This is a genomic window from Sphingomonas sp. TX0543, assembly GCF_048565505.1.
Lineage (GTDB): Bacteria > Pseudomonadota > Alphaproteobacteria > Sphingomonadales > Sphingomonadaceae > Sphingomonas.
In genome coordinates, this window is sequence record NZ_JBLZUS010000002.1 from 1,564,465 (window position 1) to 1,588,866 (window position 24,402).

General features: G+C 65.2%; 23 protein-coding genes. 8 read left to right on the forward strand and 15 right to left on the reverse strand.

The genetic code is table 11. The features are described 5' to 3' along the window. Window positions 1-14: 14 nt before the first annotated feature. The 3 genes from ACM61V_RS08145 to ACM61V_RS08155 are packed head-to-tail and all read right to left on the reverse strand — an operon-like array spanning window position 15 to window position 5,661. A complete protein-coding gene (locus tag ACM61V_RS08145; protein WP_419713932.1) occupies window positions 15-3,296 on the reverse strand; it encodes an error-prone DNA polymerase in 3,282 nt (1,093 codons plus the stop codon). Between the two features lie 6 nt (window positions 3,297-3,302). Next, complete coding sequence (locus ACM61V_RS08150) at window positions 3,303-5,066, reverse strand: DUF6504 family protein (RefSeq protein ID WP_419713933.1); 1,764 nt, start codon at window positions 5,064-5,066, stop codon at window positions 3,303-3,305. Beyond that, window positions 4,981-5,661, reverse strand: a complete 681-nt coding sequence (locus tag ACM61V_RS08155; RefSeq protein WP_419714255.1) for an ImuA family protein — start codon at window positions 5,659-5,661, stop codon at window positions 4,981-4,983. The genes ACM61V_RS08150 and ACM61V_RS08155 overlap by 86 nt, the downstream gene beginning before the upstream one ends. A gap of 219 nt (window positions 5,662-5,880) precedes the next feature. On the opposite strand from ACM61V_RS08155, the gene ACM61V_RS08160 reads away from it, so the two are divergent. From ACM61V_RS08160 to ACM61V_RS08180, 5 genes are all read left to right on the forward strand, one after another. Further along, complete coding sequence (locus ACM61V_RS08160) at window positions 5,881-6,660, forward strand: AcvB/VirJ family lysyl-phosphatidylglycerol hydrolase (RefSeq protein ID WP_137788305.1); 780 nt, start codon at window positions 5,881-5,883, stop codon at window positions 6,658-6,660. Further along, entirely contained in the window at window positions 6,660-7,067 is a 408-nt protein-coding gene (locus tag ACM61V_RS08165) for a DUF2147 domain-containing protein (RefSeq protein WP_249341737.1), read from the forward strand. The genes ACM61V_RS08160 and ACM61V_RS08165 overlap by 1 nt, the downstream gene beginning before the upstream one ends. Further along, entirely contained in the window at window positions 7,067-9,625 is a 2,559-nt protein-coding gene (mprF, locus tag ACM61V_RS08170) for a bifunctional lysylphosphatidylglycerol flippase/synthetase MprF (protein WP_419713934.1), read from the forward strand. The genes ACM61V_RS08165 and mprF overlap by 1 nt, the downstream gene beginning before the upstream one ends. Before the next feature lie 58 nt (window positions 9,626-9,683). Next, a complete protein-coding gene (locus ACM61V_RS08175) occupies window positions 9,684-9,908 on the forward strand; it encodes a hypothetical protein (protein ID WP_137788290.1) in 225 nt (74 codons plus the stop codon). A 186-nt stretch (window positions 9,909-10,094) separates the two neighbouring features. After that, complete coding sequence (locus tag ACM61V_RS08180) at window positions 10,095-10,646, forward strand: hypothetical protein (protein WP_137788289.1); 552 nt, start codon at window positions 10,095-10,097, stop codon at window positions 10,644-10,646. A 13-nt stretch (window positions 10,647-10,659) separates the two neighbouring features. Here the strand turns inward: ACM61V_RS08180 and ACM61V_RS08185 are convergent, their stop codons facing one another. From ACM61V_RS08185 to ACM61V_RS08195, 3 genes are all read right to left on the reverse strand, one after another. Beyond that, window positions 10,660-11,418, reverse strand: coding sequence for an NUDIX hydrolase (locus ACM61V_RS08185; protein WP_137788288.1), 759 nt, complete (start codon window positions 11,416-11,418; stop codon window positions 10,660-10,662). A gap of 146 nt (window positions 11,419-11,564) precedes the next feature. Further along, on the reverse strand, window positions 11,565-12,011 hold the full coding sequence (locus ACM61V_RS08190) for a peroxiredoxin (protein WP_137788287.1): 447 nt from the start codon (window positions 12,009-12,011) through the stop codon (window positions 11,565-11,567). Then, window positions 11,980-14,694, reverse strand: a complete 2,715-nt coding sequence (locus ACM61V_RS08195) for a bifunctional [glutamine synthetase] adenylyltransferase/[glutamine synthetase]-adenylyl-L-tyrosine phosphorylase (RefSeq protein WP_137788286.1) — start codon at window positions 14,692-14,694, stop codon at window positions 11,980-11,982. Before ACM61V_RS08195 ends, ACM61V_RS08190 begins: the two co-directional genes overlap by 32 nt. Window positions 14,695-14,756: 62 nt before the next feature. Here ACM61V_RS08195 and ACM61V_RS08200 point away from each other — a divergent pair, with 62 nt between their 5' ends. Further along, on the forward strand, window positions 14,757-14,915 hold the full coding sequence (locus ACM61V_RS08200; RefSeq protein WP_171007684.1) for a hypothetical protein: 159 nt from the start codon (window positions 14,757-14,759) through the stop codon (window positions 14,913-14,915). Window positions 14,916-14,926: 11 nt separating this feature from the next. Here ACM61V_RS08200 and ACM61V_RS08205 read toward each other — a convergent pair whose 3' ends face one another. Further along, entirely contained in the window at window positions 14,927-15,568 is a 642-nt protein-coding gene (locus ACM61V_RS08205) for a sigma-70 family RNA polymerase sigma factor (RefSeq protein WP_137788285.1), read from the reverse strand. A gap of 297 nt (window positions 15,569-15,865) precedes the next feature. Further along, window positions 15,866-16,663: a response regulator gene (locus ACM61V_RS08210; RefSeq protein ID WP_137788284.1), complete on the reverse strand. Its 798-nt coding sequence runs from the start codon at window positions 16,661-16,663 to the stop codon at window positions 15,866-15,868. Window positions 16,664-16,926: 263 nt separating this feature from the next. Here ACM61V_RS08210 and ACM61V_RS08215 point away from each other — a divergent pair, with 263 nt between their 5' ends. After that, window positions 16,927-17,082 carry a NepR family anti-sigma factor gene (locus ACM61V_RS08215; RefSeq protein WP_249341735.1) on the forward strand — a complete coding sequence of 52 codons (156 nt, stop codon included), beginning with the start codon at window positions 16,927-16,929 and terminating at the stop codon, window positions 17,080-17,082. Window positions 17,083-17,107: 25 nt separating this feature from the next. Continuing rightward, window positions 17,108-18,688 carry a sensor histidine kinase gene (locus ACM61V_RS08220; protein WP_349290341.1) on the forward strand — a complete coding sequence of 527 codons (1,581 nt, stop codon included), beginning with the start codon at window positions 17,108-17,110 and terminating at the stop codon, window positions 18,686-18,688. 425 nt (window positions 18,689-19,113) lie between these two features. On the opposite strand, the gene tatC is transcribed toward ACM61V_RS08220, so the two are convergent. From tatC to acs, 7 genes are all read right to left on the reverse strand, one after another. Continuing rightward, window positions 19,114-19,890, reverse strand: a complete 777-nt coding sequence (gene tatC / locus ACM61V_RS08225) for a twin-arginine translocase subunit TatC (RefSeq protein ID WP_137788283.1) — start codon at window positions 19,888-19,890, stop codon at window positions 19,114-19,116. Then, on the reverse strand, window positions 19,887-20,240 hold the full coding sequence (gene tatB / locus ACM61V_RS08230) for a Sec-independent protein translocase protein TatB (protein WP_137788282.1): 354 nt from the start codon (window positions 20,238-20,240) through the stop codon (window positions 19,887-19,889). Before tatB ends, tatC begins: the two co-directional genes overlap by 4 nt. Before the next feature lie 45 nt (window positions 20,241-20,285). Continuing rightward, the gene (locus ACM61V_RS08235; RefSeq protein ID WP_137788281.1) at window positions 20,286-20,519 is read right to left on the reverse strand and encodes a twin-arginine translocase TatA/TatE family subunit; all 234 of its coding nucleotides are present in this window, start codon (window positions 20,517-20,519) and stop codon (window positions 20,286-20,288) included. 30 nt (window positions 20,520-20,549) lie between these two features. After that, a complete protein-coding gene (gene scpB, locus ACM61V_RS08240; protein ID WP_137788280.1) occupies window positions 20,550-21,125 on the reverse strand; it encodes an SMC-Scp complex subunit ScpB in 576 nt (191 codons plus the stop codon). Then, the gene (locus ACM61V_RS08245) at window positions 21,122-21,853 is read right to left on the reverse strand and encodes a segregation and condensation protein A (protein ID WP_137788279.1); all 732 of its coding nucleotides are present in this window, start codon (window positions 21,851-21,853) and stop codon (window positions 21,122-21,124) included. The genes scpB and ACM61V_RS08245 overlap by 4 nt, the downstream gene beginning before the upstream one ends. A 150-nt stretch (window positions 21,854-22,003) precedes the next feature. After that, a complete protein-coding gene (locus ACM61V_RS08250; protein ID WP_137788278.1) occupies window positions 22,004-22,234 on the reverse strand; it encodes a hypothetical protein in 231 nt (76 codons plus the stop codon). 136 nt (window positions 22,235-22,370) lie between these two features. Then, window positions 22,371-24,308 (reverse strand): acetate--CoA ligase, encoded by a 1,938-nt coding sequence (acs, locus tag ACM61V_RS08255; RefSeq protein ID WP_137788277.1) that lies wholly within the window; start codon window positions 24,306-24,308, stop codon window positions 22,371-22,373. Window positions 24,309-24,402: the final 94 nt, after the last annotated feature.

A 24,402-nucleotide genomic window follows, 5' to 3' on the forward strand; every position in this document is an offset into this window, starting at 1 on the left:
CATCCGAAGCCGCGCTAGTGAAAATCATGGCTGCGGATCGGGATCACGTCCTGCGCCCGATCGCGGAAATGATAGTCTGAGCGTGTGCGGGGACGCCATTGGCGCTCGTCCTTTTCCTTTTCCCCACGATCGGGGCCACCGTGCCCTCCCGTGCCGCGCGCGGTGAGCTTGGGCAGGTCTATGTCTCCCACCTGACGCAGCAGATGCGTGAGGTTCGTAACCTGTTCGGTCACCACATGGATGACGATCCCCTCTTTCTGCACGCGGCCACGGATCGACACCATCGCAGACGTCATGACGATGCGCCGCTGCGCCTCGAACCGATCGGGCCACAGGATGCCGTTGGCGATGCCGCTTTCGTCCTCGATCGTCAGGAACAGCACGCCCTTCGCGCTTCCCGGACGCTGGCGCACGAGGATCAGTCCGGCGACCTCCACCATGCGCCCGTCGCGAATATGCGGAAGATCGGCGCATGGCACGATCCCGCGCCGCTTCAGCTCACCACGCAGGAAGGAAAGCGGGTGCGGCCGGAGCGAAAGCTGCGTCGCGCGATAATCCTCCACCACTTCGCGCCCCGCGGTGAGCGCCTTCAGATGCACCGGCGTCTCGCGCGTCTCCAGCGCGGCGAGCAGAGGGAGCGGCTTTTCACCCAGCCCGCGGATCGCCCACAAGGCTTGTCGCCGGTCCAGCCCCATGCCGGCGAAAGCATCGGCCTTGGCGAGGCGCTCCAGCGCGGCGAGCGGCACGCCCGAACGCCGCCACACATCCTCGATCGAGCCGAAGCGCCCATCCTCGCGCGCGGTGAGTATCCTGCCCGCATGTTCCGCCGACAGCCCCGCGACGATGCGCAGCCCCAGCCGGAGCGGCAGGTAATCCGTCGCACCGGGGCCGGTCGTGCCGATCACCGCCGTGTCCCATTCGCTCTCGACCACGCAGACCGGCCGCACCTCGATGCCATGCGTGCGCGCGTCGCGTACGATCTGCGCCGGCGCGTAAAAGCCCATCGGCTGCGCATTGAGCAAGGCCGCGCAGAACACATCAGGATGATGGCATTTCATCCAGGACGAGGCGTAGGCGATCTTGGCGAAGCTCGCCGCGTGGCTTTCGGGAAAGCCATAGCTGCCGAAGCCTTCGATCTGCTTCACCAGCCGCTCGGCGAATTCCAGCGTGATGCCGCGCTCCAGCATGCCATTGATGAGCGGATCGCGGAACCTGCCGACGCCGCCGGTTGACTTGAACGTCGCCATCGCGCGGCGCAGCCTGTCCGCTTCGCCGGCGGTGAAACCCGCGCCTGCGATCGCCACCTGCATCGCCTGTTCCTGAAACAGGGGAACGCCCAGCGTCTTTTCAAGCACCTCTTTCAACGCATCATTGGGATAGGTGACGGCTTCAACCCCGGTCCGCCGCTTCAGATAGGGGTGGACCATGCCGCCCTGGATCGGCCCGGGCCGCACGATCGCGACCTGGATCGCGATATCGTAGAACTTCCGCGGCTTCATGCGCGGCAACATCGACATCTGCGCGCGGCTCTCGATCTGGAACACCCCCAGCGTATCGGCGCGGCAGATCATGTCGAAAGTTGCCGGATCATCCTCCTGCATCGGCGGGCTGGAGAGGGTGAGGCGCGTATCCTTGTGCGCGGCCAGCAGATCGAAGGCGCGGCGCATGCAGCCCAGCATCCCCAGCCCGAGGATATCGACCTTCATGAAACCGATCGATTCGATATCCTCCTTCTCCCACTCGATCACATGGCGATCGGCCATTGCCGCCGGCTCGATGGGCACAAGTTCGCGCAGCGGCGCGCGGGTCAGCACGAAGCCGCCGGGATGTTGCGACAGGTGACGCGGCGTGCCGATCAGTTCGCGCGACAATTCCAGCGCGAGCGCCAGGCGCGGCTCGCTGGCGTCGAGGTTGAGCGCCGCCACATGGCTGTCCGGCACGCCATCATTAGACCAGCCCCAGATCTGGCTGGAGAGCGCTGCGGTCATGTCTTCCGGGAGACCCAGCACCTTGCCCACTTCGCGGATCGCGCCGCGCGAGCGGAAGCGGGAGACAACGGCGGTCAGCGCGGCATGGTCGCGGCCGTAATGTTCGTAGATCCACTGGATCACCTCCTCGCGCCGTTCGTGTTCGAAATCGACATCGATATCGGGCGGCTCGTGACGCTCCTCGGAGATGAAGCGCTCGAACAGCAGCTTGTGCTTCACCGGATCGATCGACGTGATGTGCAGCGCGAAACAGATCACCGAATTAGCGGCGCTGCCGCGCCCCTGACAGGCGATCTGCTGGCTGCGCGCATATTGGACGATCGAATTCACCGTCAGGAAATAGGGCGCGTAATCCATCTTCGCGACGAGCCGCAGCTCATGTTCAAGCATGTCGCGATGCGCCTGCGATGGGTTTCCGGCAAATTTCTGCTTCAGCCCGTTGAGCGCAAGTGTCGCCAGCGCTTCCTGCGCGTTCTTGCCCGGAATGACGATCTCGTCGGGATATTGATAGGTAAGGTCGCGCAGCGAAAAGGCGCAGCGCTCAACCACTGCCTCCACCGCCGCCAGCGCATGCGGATGATCGCGGAAGCGGCGCGCCATCTCCGCCGGTGACTGGAGATGGCGATCGGCGTTGCGCTCGCGGTGGAAACCGAGATCGTCGATCGTCGTTTTCATGCGGATCGCGGTGACGACATCCTGCAACATCCGCCGCGACGGGTGATGATAGAGCACGTCCCCGGTCGCGAGCGGGATCAACCCGTGCGCCTCAGCCGCCAGCACGGTTTCATGAAGGCGCAGCACGTCACCCGGCCGGCGATGATGGGTGAGGCAGACATGGCCGCGCCCGCCCGCACCAAACACATCGGCCATCCAGCGCAGCGCGCGCGGCTCCGGGATGCGGTCGGCGACCAGCGCGGCCACCAGCCCCTCGGCATAAGGGGCGAGATCGTCCCAGTGCAGGAAGCATTTGCCCTTTTCGCCGCGCTGGGCGTCCGCGCGCGCCTTGCCGATGCTGAGCAGGCTGGTCAGCCGGCTCCAGGCGGCGCGATCCTCGGGCCACACCAGCACCGCATCACCGCTGACCAGATCGAGCCTGCAGCCGGCGATGGGGCGGACGGTGACGCCGATATCCTCGCGCATCCGCTCGCTCGCGCGCAGCGCGCGCACCGCGCCGGCGACCGAATTGCGATCGACGATCCCCAACGCCGGCATTCCCAGCATCGCGGCGGCGGCGAACAGCTCCTCGCAGGACGAGGCGCCGCGCAAGAAGGAATAATGCGTGGTGACCTGAAGCTCGCTGTAGCTCATCCTGCATCACCCGAACGTGCCGTGGATAAACCAGCCGAGATCCCCCGTCTCGGGGCGCACGCCATCGCCGCGTCGGAACAGCCAGAAGCGGCGGCCCGCTTCATCCTCCACCCGGAAATAATCGCGCACGGCATCCCGTTCCGCGCCGCGCCGCCACCATTCGCCGGTGATCCGTTCCGGCCCGTCCCCGCGCACCACCTGATGCCGCTCGCCACGCCAGGTGAAACGGCGCGGCGGCTGATCGGGCAGTTCGGCAAGGACGTGATCGAGCAGCTCGGGGCGATGCAGCAGCCGTACGGGCCGGGGCCAGCGCGGGTGCCACGGGTGATCGGGCGGCCGCTCGTCGAGCCGGCGCACATCGTCGAGCTTCAGCCGCGTGGGGTCTCCGGCGGGCGGATCCAGCGGCGGCGTGGCGGCGACGGCGCGCTCGGGCACATCGCTTTCCACCGGGCGCTGCCGCCACAGCCGCGCACGGCCGATGCGGTTGGCGAGCGCATCCACCAGCGGCGCGAGGTCCGGGGTCTGCTTCTCCGCCAGCGCTGCGCCCAGCGTCTGGGGGCCGAGCGGCTCGGCGCGGCGGATGTGGAGCGCGAGCGTCTCAATGCCGTAGCCGGGTTCGATCTCCTCGATCCGGCGTGCGATCAGGCGGCGGATATGCGCCGCATCGCGGGTCGCGCGGGCGAAGCCGATGCGCAGCACCTGCGCCTGATGATCGAGGCGCTCCGCGACAAATAGCAGCGCGCGCGCGCCCAGCCCCTCGCGGGCGAGCGCGGTCGCAAGCTCGCCGGTCAGGCCGCCCAGCCAGTGATCGATCGCCTCGGCGGTGGCGATCGGCTCGGCGAAGCGGCGCTCCACGCTGATCGGCTGCTGCGGCATGATCGGGGTGAGCGGTTCGGCGGCTAGCCCGGTTGCCTCATCCAGCCGTCGCGTGATCGCGGCGCCGAACCTGCGCACCAGCGGGGCGCGCGGCAGCGCCAGCAACTCGTCGATACGCTCGATACCGAGCCGGTCGAGCAGTTCCAGCGCCTCGTCATCGAGCCGCAGCGCGGCGACCGGGAGGGGAGAAAGGGCGGCACGATGGGCGGCGGGAGAGACGACGATAATGCCCCTTTCACCATCCATGCGGTCTTTCGAGGTGGGTGAGTGGGGCGCAGAATGCGCGCCTGATGCCTTTCCGTAATGCGCCAGCGCCCAGGCTGCGCCACTGGTGTCGGCCACCGCGATGCGGGCGGCGATGCCGATCCGGGCCAGCATTCGAACGATGCGCCCCGCCATTCGCGTCTCGCCACCGTGGAGATGGGAGACGCCGGTGATGTCGAGGAACAGGCTATCGGGATCGGCAATCGCCACGATCGGCGTCCAGCGGCGGGCAAGGGCAAATGCGAGGCGCTCCAGATCGGCGCGGTCGCCGACGGGATCGGCATCGCGCACGTCCAGCCCCGGCACGGACGCCCGCGCCTGCGTCAGCGCCATGCCGGGCGCGATGCCCAGCGCGGCGGCCGCCGGAGAGACAGCGGCGATCTGGACGCGACTGCCGATCTTGTGGGCGGTGACGAGCGGCGTGCCGCCAGGCGAAAAGGCCGGTACGACGCCGCGCCCGCCCTTCGCCCAGCGCGCGCCGGGTCGCCAGCCGGTGATGCGATCGGCCGGACGCGGCGCATGGATTGGTGCAGGCCCCAGCGCGTCAGGCGGCGGTGGCGTGCGCCGCTCCGACCTGACGACGCGGTCGATCGACCAGTGCGGCAGGTAGAGCGAGGCGACCCGTTTCATCCACGGCCTCCACGATCAGATCGAATGGATCGCCGCCGCGCTGGCGGGCGAGCGAAAGGTGCCAGCGCGCGCGGCCGATACCGCCCGCCAACCCCCTGGTGGGAAGCGGTGCGGACGGGGCGGCGGCGACGCGCCAGCGCGTGATCGCGGCGGATGGCACCGCGAGCGGATCTCCGCCCTCCCGCGCATGTCGCTTCATCAGCAGCGCGATCGTGCGCCCGCCCTCGGCGGCGAGTTGCAGGCGGCGGGTGGAGCCCATGGCGGCACGCTTGGCTTCGCCCAGCACCGCGCCCAGGCCGCGGTGGCGGATGCCTTCCTCCATCAGCGCCAGCAGCTCGGCATCGTCGCGCGCCTCGGCGTAGATCACGCGTTCCGGCGAGAGCCCCGCCTGATAGAGGCCAGGCGCGAACAGATCGCGGCGGTGCACCACCCACAGGATCGGCCCCCATGCCCGCGCGGCGATGCCGGCCATGAGCAACGTGGCGCAGGCATCGTCGGCCAGGCTGGGGGTGGCCGGCGCAATCTCGTGCAGCGCATCGAGCCGCAGGCCGCCGGCCGCAAGCCGCGCATCCAGCGCCTCGATTCCGAACGGCATCACCTCACGCCGGCGGTGCCCGTCGCCCTCGATCGTGCGCAGCGTCTCGCGAAGTTGGGCAATGACGGCAGGGCTGGGCACGGAAACACGACTCGCAAGGAGAACAATGTTCCTAATTTGTTCTCACAAAACCGGCGAGTCAATCGCAACTTGTGGAAGTGACAATTTCGTCATGTCATTGAAACTGCCGTGCGGGATCAACATTGCTACGGGACGATCATGCACGGGAGACGGCACATCCACGCGCTAACGCGCCCTGGCCGCTGGTTGCGCTGGCTCGCGATCGCGATTGGCGTGATCGTGCTGATGATCGGCGGTGCCTTGTGGCGGGGCAGCTATTTCGATCTCGATCCCTATGAACGCACCCCGGCGCACGGTCCGACGAGAGGCGATGTCGCGGCGCTGTATCTTTCCGGCGACATGGGCCTGCGCTTCGGCCCGGGCGAGACGATGACGGATCGGCTGGCGGCGCGCGGGATTCCCGTGATCGGTTTCAACACGCCGGTCGCCTTCCGGGTACGGCGAAGCACGGCCGAAACCGAGGCTATCATCGCCGGTGCGATCCGCACCGCGCTGGCCGAGCCGCATACGCGGCGACTGGTACTGATCGGCCGCTCGTTCGGCGCCGACGTGCTCGCCGCCGCGCTCCCCGCGCTGCCCGCCGATCTGCGCCGGCACGTTGCGGCGGTGGTGTTGGTCGTGCCGGGGCGGCAGGTGTTCTTTCGCAGCGATCCCAGCAATATCACCTACCTCGGCACGCCGGACAGCGATGCGCTGCATGGCATTCGCGCGATCACCTGGGCGCCGCTCACCTGCATCCATGGCGTGGAGGAAACCGACAGCGCCTGTGCCGGCGCACGCCAGCCGAATGTGACGAACATCGCCATGCCCGGCGGACATTTCCTAGATTTCGATACCGATGCGATCGTGCACAATGTAATGGAAGCGATCACCCGCGTGACAGCAATGCCGGTGCGGGAATCGAAGGGCAGGGGATGATGCGCTGGAAGATCGCTGCGGCTGCCGTGCTGGGCGCGGCATTCGCGTTGCCGGGCCTTGCGGCCGGCACGGTCGTGCCGTTCGGGATATGGAGCAATCCGCGCGGCACGCTCGCGGTGCGCACCGCCGCATGCGCGAACGGCATATGCGGGACGATCGTCTGGGCCAATGATCGAGCCCAGGCGAACGCGCGTGCGGCCGGGCTTGCGCATCTGGTGGGCACGCAATTGCTGCGCGATTATCATCCGAGCGGCAACGGCTCATGGTCCGGGCGGCTGTTCGCGCCTGACATGAAACGCAGCTTTCCCTCGCGCATCAGCCTTGTCGCGCCTGATCGCCTGCGGATATCGAGTTGCCTCCTGCGGCAATATTTCTGCCGCTCGCAGGAGTGGCATCGGCTGCGCTGATGAAACGTCGAGGGTTCGGGTTTCCCGCATTTTTTGCAAGACATCGCCGCTGGCTGTTGCCGGCGGCCGTGGCATGCGTGGGATCGCTGGGCTTCGTCGCGCTGCGGCTCGTGCTGGCCGAAGTACATCTGCGCGACGTGCGCGCGACGCTGGGGACGGTGGCGGCGGACCGGATCGCACTGGCGGTAGCGCTGACGGCGATGAGTTACACGCTGCTTACGCTGCACGACTGGATTGCATTGCGCGTGATCGGGCGACCGCAGCCGTGGCATATCGGCGCGACCGCGTCGTTCCTCGGCAATGCGATCAGCTATAACCTCGGTCTGTCGCTGCTGACGGGGAATTCCGCGCGCTACCGCATCTATGGTCAGGCGGGGCTTTCGCTCGCCGAGGCGGTGAAGGTTGGCGCGATCGGCACGCTCGCCTTCTGGAACGGCGTGGCGGCGACGGCGGGCGTGGCGCTGCTGATACAGGATTCGCCGCTGCATCTCGGGCGCTGGACGCTGGCGGCGGAGGCAGCGCATGGCTTTGGACTGGCGCTGCTGCTGGGGGCGGCGGTGCTGCCGATCCTGCGCGCGGGCGGCATCGGGCGAATCGGCGTGGCAGGCTTCGACCTGCCGCTACCCGGTTTGCGCGCGCTCTTCGCGCTGGTGGGCATATCGATCGCCGATCTGATGCTGGCGTCGGCGGTGCTGTTCGTGCTGGTGCCGGGGCTGTCGCCGGACGCCTACCCCGCCTTCTTCGTCGCCTATGTGCTGGCGATCGTCGTGGCGGTGTTCGCGCATGTACCGGGCGGGCTGGGCGTGTTCGAGGCGGTGGTTCTCGCGACGCTGCCGGCGGACAAGCCGGCCGTGTTTGCCGGCCTGCTGCTCTACCGGCTGGTCTATTACCTGCTGCCGCTGCTGCTGGCCGCGATCGTGCTGGTGCTGCGCGAGGCGAGCGCGCTGCGGCGGCCGATCGGCGCGGGGCTTTCGATGCTCGACCGGGTGGGGAGGGCGCTCGCGCCCAATGCCATCACGCTGCTGGTGTTCGTCGCGGGCTTCATCCTGCTGGTTTCCGGCGCGCTGCCCGGTGCGCACGAGCGACTGACCGATCTCGACGAGATGCTGCCGTTGCCGTTCATCGAGGGATCGCATCTCGCGGGCAGCCTGGTGGGCACGCTGATGCTGCTCGTCGCCCCCGCGCTCAACGCGCGGCTGCGCAGCGGCTTCGTGCTGGCGCGCATCCTGCTGGTGGCGGGGATCGTCTTCTCGCTGCTCAAGGGGCTGGATTACGAAGAGGCGGCGTTGCAGTTCGTGGTGCTGGTGGTGCTGCAATATGCGCGTCCGGCCTTTTACCGGCGCGGCGGAATCGCCACCGAGCCGCTCGACGGGCGCTGGCTGGCGGGGGCGGCGGCGGCGCTGGCGCTGAGCGCCTGGGCCGGCTTCTTCGCGTACAAGCGCGTGCCATACAGCGACGATCTGTGGTGGAAGTTCGCGCTGCACGGCAATGCGCCGCGCTTCCTGCGTGCCACCTTCGCGGCGGGCGTATTGATGGCGGCGATCGCGATCTGGCACCTGCTCGTCGGCCGCAACGCCCGACCGGCATCCAGCGCCGATCTGCCGGACAGCGTAGCGCGGGTGGCGCTCGCGCATAATGCGCGCACCGACGGCAATCTCGCCTTCACCGGAGACAAAAGCTTCGTCATCTCCGCCGCCGGGGATGCTTTCCTGATGTATCGCCTGCGCGGGCGCACCTGGATGGTGATGGGCGATCCGGTGGGGCCGGAGGCGGCGTGGGGCGAACTCGTCTGGGCGATCCGTCACGCCTGTGATGCCGCGCACGGGCGGTTATGCTTCTACCAGATCAGCAGTGAGATGCTCCCGCTGATGATCGACATGGGGCTTGAGGTGATGAAATATGGCGAGGAGGCGCATGTCGATCTCGCCGATTTCTCGCTTGAAGGGCCACAGGCGAAGGATTTCCGCGCCGCGCTGCGCCGGGCGGATCGCGACGGGCTGACCTTCGCCGTCATCCCACCGGCCGGGGTGACGGCGATCATTCCGGAGCTGCGCGCGGTTTCCGATGCGTGGCTGGAGGATCGGGGCGGGGACGAGAAGCGCTTCAGCCTCGGGCCGTTTGATCCCGATTATCTCGCACGGTTCCCGATCGCGGTAGTGCGACAGGAGGGGCGCCTGCTCGCCTTCGCGAATATCTGGATCAATGGCTCTGGCGGGGAGATGTCGGTCGATCTGATGCGCCATCTCCCCGATGCGCCCGCGGGGACGATGGACATGATGTTCGTGCGGCTGTTCCAATGGGGGCGGGAGCAGGGGCACGAGACGTTCAACCTCGGTCTCGCGCCGTTGTCCGGCATGCCGGAGGACCGCCTCGCGCCGATCTGGGCGAAGATCGGGCGCACGCTGTTCGAGCGCGGCGAGCGGCTGTATCGTTTCACCGGGCTGCGCGCGTTCAAGGAGAAGTTCCAGCCGCAATGGGAGCCGCGCTACATTGCCACGCCCGGGGGGCTGCCGCGCCTGCGCGCGCTGGTGGCGCTGGTCGGTGCGGTGAACAGTTGACACGGCAGGAACGCGGCGCGGCGGTCCGCGTTATCTTTCCACACATAAGGAGAGCGCGATGCCGCCGGAAAATCAGCACCCCAATCAGGATGCCGGGCAGGACGATTCGATCCGTCGGCGCCTGAAGAAAGACCCCTCCGACAAGGAGGCGAAGCTCGACAGCGCGCTGGATGAATCGATGGATGCTTCGGATCCGCCGGGGCTCACGCAACCGGGAAAAGGCAAGGATCCGGCGCCCTCATCGGGCTATAGCGAGGAAGCCGAGCGCCAGCAGGACGCCTGATTGTTGCGCAAAAGGCGCACCTTAGCCTCATTGATAACAATCACGCTCCACTCGTCGCAACCATTGTTGCGGCGCGGCAAGCTCCATGATTCATTGATGAACGCCGGGCATCACGGCGTTAAGGGCGGTGTTAACCATCCTGGCGCATGATGATCCGGCCCAATTGGTACGAGGCGGGGTGAGTCGATGAGTGCCAGGATGAAGCCGGCGGAAGGCGCGATGGCGCTGGCCGAAATGAAGGAATTCGCGGGGTTCGCCGCCGCAACCCAACGCTATGTCCGGCGCAGCCTCGATATCGGGCTGGATCGCGACGACGCGATGGCGCGCTGGTCGCGCGATGTTGTCGAGGCTGCGAGCATTCGTGCGCAGGCCCGCCATTATGATCGGTTGTCCGACATCCGTGCGCTCGTGCCCGACGACAGCGGGCTGGATCGCGTGGAGGTGTTTCTTGCGCCGCTCGTCACCGTCAGCGCCTTCGATCTCGGGCAAGGGCGGTTACCGACCTTCTCCGCCTATCGATTCCTGTATGAGCGGTTGATCGGCGCGAGCGTGCGGCCGTGGCTGCCCGGCGCTTTTTGCGCCGCCGCCGCGCTTCCGCATCTCCACCCGGAATTGCGGCGCAAGCTGCTCCAGTCGATCAGCGAGGCGGCGGCGACGGCTTCGGGCTGGTCATCGCGTCAGCCGAGCTTCTTTCCGCACTGGGTCGAAAAGGTGGAAGAGGGCGCGCTGCCGCATTGAGCGACGGCGCGCGCTACCCGCGCATCGCGCCGTCGATCGGCTCGGACGTGACCGGATATCCGGCGTCGTCGGGAATGCAAAGATGTTGTTCGCCGCCACGCTCCTCTGCCCAGGGAGTGATGATGCGTACAGGGGTCGCCCGCGCGTGATCGGCAGCTTCCGCGAAGCTGTCGAACTGCGCCAGCCGCTCCAGATTGCGCCGCGTCGGAAAGATGATCGCGAGTTTGCCCGCATCCGCGTCGTCGAGCACCGATTGCGCGGTCGCCCATACGAGGCGGACATTCTCTGTCTCGTCCACGGTGGCGCGGGGGGCGTCGGCAGGTAATTCGGCGAGATAGAAGCGGGTGTCGAAGCGGCGCATGTGCGCATGTGCGGGCAGCCAGCGTGCCCACGGCACCAGCAGGTCAAGATCCAGTTCAGCGCCCGCTTCGGCGAGCACCTCCGCGAACGATCTGCCGGCGTGCAGGCCGGCGCGCATCGCATCGAGCGCGGTTGCCGACGGGTCGCTTCTCAGCCCCACGGGAAGCCCGGCCTCCTCGATCGTTTCGCGGATCGCGGCGATGCGCGCTGCTGTTTCCTCTCCGCCACCCAAACCCGCTCCCAACAAATGGTCGCCTGCGTCCACACGGCCGCCTGGAAAAACCATCGCCCCGCCAGCGAAAACCATCGCCTTGGCGCGCTCCACCATCAGCAGTTCGGGCGCGGCGACGCCGGCGCGGAATATCACCAGGGTGGCGGCGGGAATTGCGGGCGGCAGATCGCTATCGCTCATATCATCCGTCGCCTTTCTATCGGCACTCTATCGTTATCGGTGCTCCGATGGCATCTTCACTTGTGTGACGAATTGGTCAATGCGGGATGATCGATCGTGCTTGTCCAGCGGCTAGTGAGATCGTCAGCCACTGGCTGTGCCAAGGCTCAACTTTCCCGCACTGCTGCCAGCACCGCAGCCGCATGGCCCGGCACCTTAACTTTGCGCCATTCGCGCACGAGCTTTCCGTCCTCTCCAAAAAGAAAGGTTGCCCGTTCGATCCCCATATACTTGCGGCCGTACATTGATTTTTCGACCCACACCCCGAAAGCCTCGCATGCGGCGCCATCTTCGTCGCTCGCCAGCGGCACGGTCAGGCCGTATTTCGCAATGAACTTCGCGTGCTGTTTCGGGCTGTCCTTCGAGATGCCTAGCAGTGCCACGCCTTCTTTCGCGAAATCGGCGGCCAGCGCAGTAAAATCCTGCGCCTCTCGCGTACAGCCGCTCGTGTCGTCTTTGGGATAGAAATAGATGACGAGCGGGCGCGGACATGCGGTCAGCTCTATTGGCGCGCCGGCGGCATCAACCACCGTCAATGCGGGAATCGTTTCCATCAATCACTCCTTTCCAGGCGGTGGTCACTTCCTGACGCGCGGCATCAAGCCCGGCAAGCACGGCTGCCCAGTCGTCAACGCCGATCGCTCGCGCCACCAGTGCGCGTGTCGCGGCGGCATCTGGCTCCCGTGCGTCCGGGGCGACCAGCCGCAGCGTGACGAGCAGACGCGTCAGCAGCTGATAGGCGGAACCTATCCCGGCGGGCAGAAACTGTCCGAGCAGGTCAATCGCGCGCGCAAGCCCCGGATCGAAGCCCATGCGATGCGCGAGCTGCAACGTGTGAACGGTGAATTCCAGATCGACAAGCCCGCCGGGCAGCAGCTTGGCGTCGAGTGGCCCGACGGGGTTCTTGTGCGCCGCCATCTCCGATCGCATTTCCGCCGCGTCGGCCGCCACGTCCCGCTTCCGGCGGGCGCCGGCGAGCACTGCGTCAATCTCGACCTGAACCGCCGCGCGTGCATTGCCTGATCCAAATATCGGCCGGGCGCGGGTGAGGGCCATATGCTCCCACGTCCATGCATCCTCGCGTTGATAGCGCGCAAACGATTCCACGCTTACCACCAATGGGCCTTGGGCGCCGGACGGCCGCAGGCGCGTGTCGACCGAATAGAGCGGGCCGGCGGCCGTTGCGACCGACAGTGCCGCCGTTACACGCTGGGCCAGCCTGTTGTAGTATAGCGTCGCGCCCAACGGCCGCGGTCCATCGGATTCTGCCGAGAATTCGCCCGTGAATAGATAAATGAGATCGAGATCGGACGCGTGGGTCAGCGCTCCGCCTCCCAGCCGTCCAAGTGCGAGAATGACAAACTCGCTGCCCGGCACCGGGCCGTGCGCGCGGGTGAATTCGTCGATCGTCGCCGTCGTCAGCGCCTCGATCGCCGCCTCCGCGACCCGGGCGTAACCGGCGGAAACCTCGAGCGGATCGGCGGCACCGGCGATGATCTGGACGCCGAGCGCAAATCTTTTGTCGCCCACGATGCGGCGGACATGATCGAGCCGCACCTGGTAATCGGCCCCGCGCTCCGCCGCTTCCATCTCCGACAGCAGTGTGGCCAGATCGCCCACCGGCTCCAGCGCAGTGGCATCGATCAGCCCATCCAGCAGGGCGGGTCGCCGCGCCAGTTCCTCGGCAAGAGTAGGTGCGTGGCTCAGTACGGCAGCGAGCAGGCTGGCAAGCGCGGGCCGCGCCTCCAGCAAACGGAAGATGTTGATTGCGCTCGGCATGCGCTCAAGCAGTGAATCGAAGCGCTGCAGCGCAGCCTGCGGAACCGGCGCGTCGGCAAAGGCGGCGACAATTCCGGGCAGCACCGCCTCCAGCGCGACCTTTGCGGCAGGACTGCGTAACGCCGGATAGCGGCCCGTGCGCCACAGCCCGATCCTGGCAGCTGCGCCCTCGGCATCCGCGAAACCGGAAGCTTCGAGTTGTTCAACCAGCCGCTTGTGATCTGGAGAGAGCGCGGAACCGGTGGGAGGGACAAGCCTGTCGAACACCGCCGCGACGTGCTCGACATGGGGGCGGAGATAGTCAAGCAGCGCTGCCCCATCCGATCGTCCGTCAAGCCGTGCGACACGATCGAGCGCATCGCCCAGCGGCAGGTGATGCGTCTGGCGATCGTCGATCATCTGGACGCGGTGTTCGATTGTGCGCAGTGCGACATAGGCGTCTGTCAGAGCGCGGGCGTCTTCGGTGTCGATCAGGCCCGCCGCCGCCAGCGCCGCAAGCGCGGCACGGGTATCGCCGAGCCGTAGCGCCGGATTGCGGCCGCCGTGGATGAGCTGATGAATCTGGGCGAAAAACTCTACCTCGCGAATACCGCCACGACCACGTTTCAGGTCATAACCCGGCCCGAACGCTTGCCCCTGAGAATGATGATCGCGAATGCGGCGCGTAATATCGACGATCTCTCCAATCGCGCCGAAATCGAGGCTGCGCCGCCAAACGAATGGCCGGATCGCGTCGAGAAAACGTGCGCCCAGCGTCATGTCCCCTGCGCAGACGCGGGCGCGGATGAAGGCGGCACGCTCCCACGGCAGCGCCTGCGACTCGTAATAGGAGATCGCTGCCTCGATCGGAATGACGATCGGCGTGACTTCGGGCGACGGTCGCAGTCGCAGGTCGATACGCAGGACATAACCGTCTCCGTCCAGCGCCTGGAGTAATTCCACTACCCGCCTTCCGATCCGAACGGCTGCCTCGCCGGGATCTTCGCGCGGCCTTGTTGGCAGCGTTTGAGGATCGAAGAGGAGGATCGGATCGATGTCCGAGGAATAGTTCAGCTCTCGGCTACCCTGCTTCCCTAGCGCTATCGCGGTAAAACCGATCGGTTCCGCGCCTGGCGTTCGCTCCTCGATCGCGGTGCGGATAGCGCGGTCGAGCGCCGCGTCGGCAAAATCGGAGAGCGCGTGCGTGACGGCGGTGAGATCGAGCGCATTGGAAAGATCCCCGATCGCAACCACCAGCGCCAACCGCCGACGTGCGAGACGCAATGCGCGCGCGGCAGGTTCGTCGCCGATCGATTTGGCTTCCCTCAGCGGCAGTTCACCTGAATTGAGCCGCGCCGCCAGTTGATGCTCGCGATCCAGCAGCAGCGACAGAAAAGGCGAATTTCCCAGCGCACGGACGATCGCGGCGTGCCCGGTATCGCGCGAAAATGCTGGGTGGGGCGATGTGGAATCAGTCATAACGCCGTTTAGCTGGCGAGAAACTTCATTGTCGTTCAATCGTTTCAATTTTCATGGATCAAATGATCGCGCCTCAGACCGACGATACCCGCACCGTTCAGCTGGTGCGGCGACCAAGGCGGAGCGACGCCCTGGGCACGTCGCTTAGACAAGCCTATCGTTGCTCGCGCACAGACGAGGCAATGCAGGAACTGATCGAAAAACTGACGAAACTCTCGTGAATCAGCGAATTTCAACGATCTCGGCTCAGCTCGTTGACCTCATCCATGATAGCATCGAGAGTGGAACCAGTGGTTTCATTTTTATGGCCAGTACGGCGTGACATGTCAGTGCCGCTCATCAACGCCTCGAGCGCGACGCGGCCTCGCGCAACGCGGCTTTTGATCGTTCCTACCGCAACACCGCAGATTTCTGCAGCTTCTTCGTAAGCGAAGCCGCCAGCGCCAACGAGAATCAGGGCCTCCCGTTGCGGCTGTGGCAAATGCAGCAACGCGCGTTGCATATCTGCCAGTTCGACATGCTTATCCTGCCCGGCCGGCGCAGCCAGCAGGCGCTCCGCAACCAGATCGTCCCACTCCCCCTTGAAGCGTGAACGCCGCATCTGCGAGAGATAGAGATTACGCAATATGATGAACGTCCACGCGCGCATGTTGGTGCCTGCCTGAAAGCGTGCGCGAGCCGCCCAAGCCTTGAGCAGGGTTTCCTGGACAAGATCGTCGGCGAGATCGCGGTTGCCGGACAGGGATCGTCCAAAGGCGCGCAGATGCGGGATGACGCGCCCAAGCTCCGCCTTGAACTCTCCATCTGGAAGCGGGACGTGCGCAACTGGAGATTCTTCGCCCGCATCATCATTGTACGATGGCTGTTGCGTCATGCTGTCGCGATCATTCCCAAGAACGACCGGTATCCATTACCGGCTGGTTTAGAAGAGATATGGGTAAGGTATGCGTTTTTCCACCCGCTTCGGAAAACGCACTCGGCGACGCTAGGACCGCGCGATCACCACGATCGCGAGGATAACCACGACGAGCACGAGGGAAAAGCCGAGGATATACCGCGTCATATGCGGCGTTGCCCCGGCCCTTGCTTCCTCAGTGTTAAGGTGAATCGGTTCCTGTTCGTCACTCATAAAAGTCAAACGAACAGAAACCGTTTTGGGTCCGTATCAACCTTAGACCGCCGGCACCGTCGCCTGATCAAAGAATAGCGCCTGGCTGATCGCTGCCTTTACGGTCGACCGCTGGAACGGCTTGGTGATGAGGAAGGTCGGCTCAGGGCGCTCCCCGGTGAGCAACCGTTCCGGAAACGCGGTGATGAATATAACGGGTACGCTAAACTCCGCGAGAATATCCTTTACCGCGTCGATACCCGAGCTGTCGTCCGCCAGCTGGATGTCCGCAAGAACCAGGCCCGGGCGGTCTTCCATCGCAAGCGCGACCGCTTCGTCACGCGTCACCGCCACGCCAGTCACCTCGTGTCCGAGGTCCCGGACAATCGTCTCTACATCCATGGCGATGATCGGCTCATCCTCGATAATGAGAACGCGCGCGCGCGTCTGCTTTTCGATCTCCGACATCGCTTCATCGACCAGTTCCTCGATTTCGCTGACGGGCACGTCGATAAGATATGCCGCGTCTTCCGGCGTGAAGCCCTCCATCGCCGTCAGCAATAGCGCCTGTCGCGACAACGGGGTCATTCGCGCCAGCCTCGCGCGTGCGACTAACTCCTGGTCGTGCAAATCGCCGGGATCGGCTGGCTCATCGATATTCGCGGATGACCAGATGGCCTGGAAGGTCCGATAGAGCCCAAGACGCGGGTCAACGTCGCGAGGAAACTCCTCAGGCGCTGCGACGATCGCTTCCAGTGTCGCGCGAACGTACTTGTCGCCATGCGATTGGCTACCGGTAAGCGCACGGCCATAGCGCCGAAGAAACGGAAGGTGCGGCGCGAGTTGTTGTCCGAGCGACATGGGCGATAAAAACTCCCTACATTGGCACGGCGATAATCACCGCAGTCAGCAGATTCGAAACCTCATTAACGCGGAAACGCATCATCAACAGCGCGGTTTCGCGCAGCCGGGACGATTTTGTTGCCTCGGCTGGAACCAACGAGCATGTCTTTAGTTTCATGGGCTCTACCCGAATGTACCAAACATCGGGCCTTGCGGTTTTGTGCGACCGCGTCTTTTAGATAGCCCGTGCTACGAACGGTTACGGGGGGCAGGCGTTGAGTTTGAGCGATCAGGCAAAAATACCGGATCAGAAAAAGGGCGCGGGGGACCATGCGAATGATCGCGACATGGGCTCCGCGCTTCGTTCCATCTATCAGAAGACGATAGAGGAAAAGATTCCTGACGAGATGCTGGCGTTGCTCGGAAAGCTGGATTAGACCCCAATTCGACATGGCTGGGAAGGTGGAACGTCCCGGCGCCGCAACGTCAATGGCGGCAACCTTTGTCGCGCGGTGGCCGACTGGGGCGAAATTATTTCTGATTCTCAGCATCGCGCTGCTCCCGCTCGCGGTAATTGCCGTATTTGCGACCTTACAGACTACCCGAAATGCCGATAGCGAGGCACTGGCGGGTCTCCGACTGGCCTCTTCGGAAAGCAGCCGCGCAATCGCGATCGAACTTATCGGCGATATGACCGCGCTGCGTGCTACCGTCGATGCACTCGCTGTCGACCAGCGCGACGCGCCTAGTTGTGCCCGCGCGCGCGGGGTTTTCGCGCAGCAATCCACCAACGGAACCCAATTCGTGATCTTCAATCGCGAGGGCCGGGTGCTTTGCGGAACGCCCTTTGCTGGCGCCCGGCGGGTCGCTGTCAAAGCAGATGGCTCTAATGTGACCGCGTCGCTGCAGCCGGGTCAGGGGCTGTCGCTCGGCGTCGCAGGCAATCGTCGGCGGGTGTTTGGCGCTGCCTTCTTCCCGATTTCGGTGCTCGCAAACCTGAGCCGGCCAAGCGCCTTCGTGCATCCGTACGAACTGGCCATCCTCGAGGGGCGAAAGCAGCTGATTATCAATCCGCTGCCACGCGAATCGGCGCTCGAGCGCCGGACGCTCAATCGTACCGATCTGGGGATAGCTGATCTCGCGATCGAAATGCAGGTGCGCAGCACGCCGATCACTTCTTCATTGGTGATCGCGCTTTTGCTCCCGCTGCTGATGTGGGCGGCTGCGGCGGGCATTTCGTGGTTTGTCGTCGATCATCTGCTCGTGCGGCCACTGCGTCAGCTGCGAGCGAATATCGCTGCGCTGACACCTGGGGAAGAGCCCGATCCCGCGGTGTTGCGCGCGCTGCCCGCGCAGGAGATTCGGGAACTCGGCGATACATTCCGCACACTGTCTCGAACGGTGGCCCTGCATGAGGCGGGGCTTGCCGAAGGGCTGGTGCGGCAGACGCGGCTGACGCGCGAGGTGCATCATCGCGTAAAGAACAACCTTCAGGTGATATCCAGCCTTATCAACCTCCACGCGCGCGGCGCGACCACGCCGGATGCGTCGCTCGCCTACGCCTCGATCCAGCGCCGTGTGGATGCGCTGGCGGTGGTCCACCGCAATCATTTTGCCGAGATGGAGGAGAATCGCGGGCTGGGTCTTCGGCCGGTTGTCAGCGAACTTGCCACGAATATCCGCGCCACAGCGCCGGATGGCAGTCGCCTGGGCATTGCGCTTGAGCTCGATTCGTTTTTCGTCAGCCAGGATATCGCGGTTCCCGTCGCCTTTCTGGTAACCGAGGTGGTGGAGTTGGCGCTCGCATGCGATCCGCAAGCGCAGATTGCGATATCGCTTAAGCCCGCTCCCGATCAGATTGAACGCGCGATCTTGCGCGTCTCTTCTCCAGCGCTGATCGAAAGCGAATCGCTTCGGCAGCGGCTGAACCAGCGTTACGGCAGGGTTATCGAGGGCCTCTCGCGTCAGTTGCGCGCGCCGATGCAATATGACGCAGACCAAGGCAGCTACGCTATCTCGATCGCAACGCTTGGCCGGGAATAGCGACGGTGTTTTAACAGACCGAGAGATATTTTTCGCGCGGAGCGGAACCGGTCGTCGGAGGGATGGTTTGAACATTCGGATAGCGAATATATGCCCCCCCGCTCTCGCTATCCAAGTAACAGGCCCGAAAGCGTCGTCCCCTCCCCCCCCGGTGATGCTTTCGGGCCTTCATTTTTCCAGTTGCTTCGTCGCGGTATGCAGTCTCTGCTAGACCAGCGAGATCAAAGCGGCGCGTCCCGATGTGGACCTTAGAGCGCGCAAAGTTCTGAGCATTCGATATTCGCCAGGCTTTCGTGGTGGCAGAGAGCAGCTCGGTTGGGCGCGCGGGTCTCGACCCATCGTCGGCTGGCAAAACCGTGGCGAGAACCGATCGCGATTCTACCTCGGGCTGTTGGCGGGCGGGTGCAGCAGACCGAATGCGCCTATCATTCGTCCGAAACCGCTTCTCCTACCGCATCGGCCGCCCGCGATCGGCTACGCTCGGTGAACCAGATGCCGATTAGCGCGAGTTCGTAGAGAAAGCACAGCGGGATCGCGAGCAACAGTTGCGATCCCACATCAGGCGGCGTCAGGACGGCGGCGATCGCGAACGCGGCTACAATGGCGTATCGTCGTGCGGCGATAAGCTGTTTACGCGTCACTATTCCAGCGCGCTCCAGCAACATGAGCAGAACCGGCAGTAGAAATGCGATGCCGAATCCGAAAAGAAACTGCATGATGAAAGAGAGATAATTGCCGATCCCCGGCAATGCCTCCTGTGTCACGCCGCCGACGTTTCCCTGAAAGCTCAGCAGAAAATGGAGGGCCATCGGCACAGCGATGAAATAGGCCATTGATGCACCGATGCCGAACAATACTGGCGTCGCGACCAGAAACGGCAGCAGCGCGCGCTTTTCTTTTCGATACAGGCCGGGTGCTATGAATTGCCACAACTGGTTTGCGATCACCGGAAAGGCGACCATTGCCGCTGCAAAGAAAGCAACCTTAACCTTAACGAAGAACGCCTCGAATATCTGAGTATAAATAAGCTTAGTCTGGCCAGCCAAAAGCAAAGGGCGGACGAGGATGGCGAAGATGTTTTCGGAGAAGTAATAGCAGCCGAAGAAGGCGAGGATCAGCGCCGCGATGCAGTAGAGCAGCCGGCGGCGCAGCTCGATCAGATGATCGAGCAACGGCGCCTTGGTATCATCGAGCTCGTTCATGACGCCGGCTTTTCATCCGTCCGGGCGGCCACGGGCGGTTTTTCCACCATCACCGGCGGCACATCCGCCCCATCGCCGGCACCCGGAGCATGATCGATCAGATCGGGCGGGGAGGGGGCGTGCATGCGCATGATACGCTCATTCTCCTCCTTCCACTTCTTTTCCATCTCGGCGAGCTCGGCCTCGCGGATCATCTCGTCGAAGCCGGCGCGAAACTGCCGCGCGACCGAACGCGCCCGGCCGACCCAATAGCCGATGACGCGCATCGCCTTGGGCAGATCCTTCGGCCCGATGACGACCAGCGCCACCAGGGCGACCACCGCCCATTCGGAAAAGTTGAAATCAAGCATGATCGAGCCGGCGACGCGGGCGTTTCAGACAGACGCGTTCCGCGATCAGCGCGCCTTCTCGTCCTGAACGATCGTTTCGGCCGGGCGCACCGGCTGCTGCACCTCGATGCGCGGCGCGGGCTTGGCGGCGGATTCCTCATCCTCCTCCGCCATGCCCTTCTTGAAATTCTTCACGCCCTTGGCGACATCACCCATCAGGTTCGAGAAACGCCCGCCCCCCAACAGAAGGATGGCGATGATGGCGACGACGATCCAATGCAGCGGGCCAAACGTGCCCATGACGGGTCTCCTGATATACGAACAGCGTATCTAGTCGTCCTCGGCGCCCTTTTCCACCGTCAGTTGGTCGAAAGCGAGATCGACCGGATCGAGCAGCCCGGCAGCGCGCAGATCATCGATCCCCGGCAGATCGCGGCGGCTCTCCAGCCCGAAGTGATCGAGGAAGCCCGGCGTCGTCGCGAACATCAGCGGCCGGCCCGGCACTTCGCGGCGCCCGGCCGGGCGGACCCAGCCCGCCTCCATCAACACATCCAGCGTGCCCCTCGATATCTGCACGCCGCGGATCGCCTCAATCTCCGCGCGCGTCACCGGCTCGTGATAGGCGATGATCGCCAGCGTCTCGATGCCGGCGCGGGAGAGCTTGCGCGCCTCCTCCCGATCGCGGCGCAGCAGGTGCGCGAGATCGGGCGCGGTCTCGAAGTGCCAGCGGCCGCCACGTTGCACGAGGTTGATCCCGCGCCCGGCATAATCCCCGGCCAGCATGCCGAGCACCGCCGCCACATCGCCATCCCCGACATGGGCGCGGATCGCGTCCACCGTCAGCGGCTCGGTCGCGGCGAACAGCACCGCCTCCACCGCGCGGGCAAGATCATCGGGCGGGGTCATGCCGGCGAACGCAGATAGAGCGGCGCGAAAGGGGACTTCTGCGCCAGTTCGACGCGCCCCTGACGCGCCAGTTCCAGCGCGGCAAGAAAACTCGATGCGAGCGCGGACTTCCTGAACCTGCCGGATGCGCCGTCTGGCAGGAAACGCTCGATCGCGGCCCATTCCACGGTGGCGCCGATCAGCGCCGCGACGCGCTCGATCGCCGCATCGAGCGTCATCACCTGCCGATCCTGCACGACATGCATCACCGGCCGCGTCCGCGCGGAAATGCGCCCGTAAGCCGCGATCAGATCATATATTTCCGCCGTCCAGCGCGCCTTGCGAACGGTGCGGAGCCCCTCCGCCGCGGCGCGCGGAAAGACATCGCGGCCCAGCCGGTCCCGCGCGATCAGCCGCGCGCCCGCCTCCCGCATCGCGTTCAATCGTTCGAGCCGGATCTGCAGGCGCAGCGCAAGCTCCTCCGGGCTTGGCTCGATCTCGGGATCGCGCGGCAGCAGCAGCCCGGATTTGAGATAGGCGAGCCACGCCGCCATCACCAGATAGTCGGCCGCCAGCTCCAGCCGCAGCGACCGCGCGCGATCGATGAACACCAGATATTGCTCGACCAGCGAAAGGATCGAGATCTGCTTCAGATCCACCTTCTGCGATCGCGCGAGCGCGAGCAGCAGATCGAGCGGCCCCTCCCACCCGTCGAGATCGAGCGTCAGCGTGTCAGGTTCGTCGGTCAACGGAAGATGCGGAGCGCGCAAGGGATCATGCGCGAATGCTGGCAGATTCGCGCCGCATTGCACAGGCGACAATGTGGAATGTCTCTCGCCTCGATCGGCGGGTGGCCCGATCCTGCTGATGCCGCCGCCGATGCGTCGCGCCGTGGGCGCTCAGGCCATCGCCATGTAATGCGCGCATTTGCGGCGCCGCTCCTGACCCTGCAGGGTCAGGACAAGATGCCCGAGCTGGCGGCGGACAAGGCCCTGATCGGTGAGCGCGTCGATCGTCGGCTGGGGCTGTTCACGCGGAAGAATCAGTATGGTGCCGGCGCGACGCGCCGACCACAGGATACGCTCAATCTCATCCGGCGGAAGCGGAATGCCGGAACCGTGCTTTGCCATGTAACCCCCCGACCCGGGACAGTTGCGGCTATAAATTTTCGCCGTCTGTCCCATTCCGGTCCGATTCGAATCGATTCGTCAAGGGAGAGGCTGGCGGAATTGTGTTGCCGAAAGGTGAATCGGGGGATTCGGGGGATTAACCGACTCTGTTTACGACAAGATCTTCGACGACGGACGGATCGGCGAGGGTAGAGATGTCCCCGAGGTTCGCCGTATCCCCCTCCGCGATCTTGCGCAGGATGCGGCGCATGATCTTGCCAGAGCGGGTCTTGGGCAAGCCCGGCGCGAACTGGATCGCGTCCGGCGTGGCGATCGGGCCGATCTCCTTGCGCACCCATTGCCGGAGCGCGGCGTTAAGGTCTGCCGACGCGGCCTCGCCGGCGTTGAGCGTGACATAGGCGTAGATGCCCTGGCCCTTAACCTCATGCGGCATGCCGACCACCGCCGCTTCGGCAACCTTGGGATGGAGAACCAGCGCGCTCTCCACCTCCGCCGTGCCCATGCGGTGGCCGGAGACGTTGATGACATCGTCGACGCGGCCGGTGATCCAATAATAACCGTCCGCGTCGCGGCGGCACCCGTCGCCCGTGAAATATTTGCCGCGATAGGTGGTGAAATAGGTCTGGAAGAAGCGGGCGTGATCGTTCCACACCGTCCGCATCTGCCCGGGCCAGCTCGCGGTGATGCACAGGTTGCCGCTCGTCGCGCCTTCCAGCACCGTGCCGTTCTCGTCCACCAGCTGCGGCTGGACCCCGGGCAACGGCAGGGTCGCCGAGCCGGGCTTCAGGTCGGTCGCGCCGGGAAGCGGGGCGATCAGCGCGCCGCCCGTTTCCGTCTGCCACCAGGTATCGACGATCGGCGAGCGGCCTTCGCCCACCACGTCATGATACCAGCGCCACGCCTCCGGGTTGATCGGCTCGCCCACGGTGCCCAGCAGGCGCAGCGAGGCGCGGCTGGTGCGGTGGACGGGCGCGTCGCCCTCCTTCATCAGCGCGCGCAGCGCCGTCGGCGCGGTGAAGACAGTGTGGACCTGGTGGCGATCCACCACCTGCCAGATGCGGCTGGCATCGGGCCAGTTGGGCAGGCCCTCGTACATCAGCGTCGTCGCGCCGTTCGCGAGCGGGCCATAGACGATATAGGTGTGCCCGGTGACCCATCCGATATCGGCGGCGCACCAGAAGACGTTGCCGGGCCGGTAATCGAATGCGAGATCGTGCGTGTAGCTCGCCCACAGCAGATAGCCGCCGGTGGTGTGGAGCACGCCCTTGGGCTTGCCCGTCGAGCCCGAGGTATAGAGGATGAATAGCGGGTCTTCGGCGTTCATCGGTTCGGGCGGGCAATCGGAGGAAACGCCCGCCGCCGCCTCGTGATACCAGATGTCGCGCGGGCCCATCGCCACGTCGCCGCCGGTCGCCTTGATGACGATGACGCGCTCCAGGCTCGGCGCGCGATCGGCCGCCTCGTCGACATTGGCCTTGAGCGGCACGCGCTTGCCGCCGCGCCGCCCCTCGTCGGCGGTGATGACGAGCCGTGAATCGCAATCCTCGATGCGCCCCGCCAGCGCATCGGGGGAGAAGCCGCCGAACACCACCGAATGGATCGCGCCGATCCGCGCGCACGCCAGCACCGCGAACGCGGCCTCCGGAATCATCGGCAGATAGACGGTGACGCGATCGCCCTTCTTCACCCCTTGCGCCTTCAGCACATTGGCGAAGCGGCACACCTCTTCGTGAAGCTCGCGATAGGTGAAGCGGCGCGGCTCCGCGGCGGGATCGTCCGGCTCCCAGATGATCGCGACCTGATCGCCGCGCGCGGCCAGATGGCGGTCGATACAGTTGGCGGCGACGTTGAGCACGCCATCGGCAAACCATTCGATGCGGAAATCCGCCTCGTCGAACGACCAGTTGCCCGCCGTCGTGGGCGCCGTCATCCAATCCAGCCGCCCAGCCTGTTCCAGCCAGAACCCCTCGGGATCGGCCACGCTGGCCCGGTACATTGCGTCGTAGCGCGGCCGATCGACCTTCGCCGTCATGCTCCAGTCGGCGGGAACAGGGTACAATTCGTGCTCGGCCATGCAACGCTCCTTTTCGCCGGTTCCGTATACCGCGTGCCGCCACCGGACAACTTGGCAGTGCATTGGTTTCTCTATAAAACCCAATTCGACATAC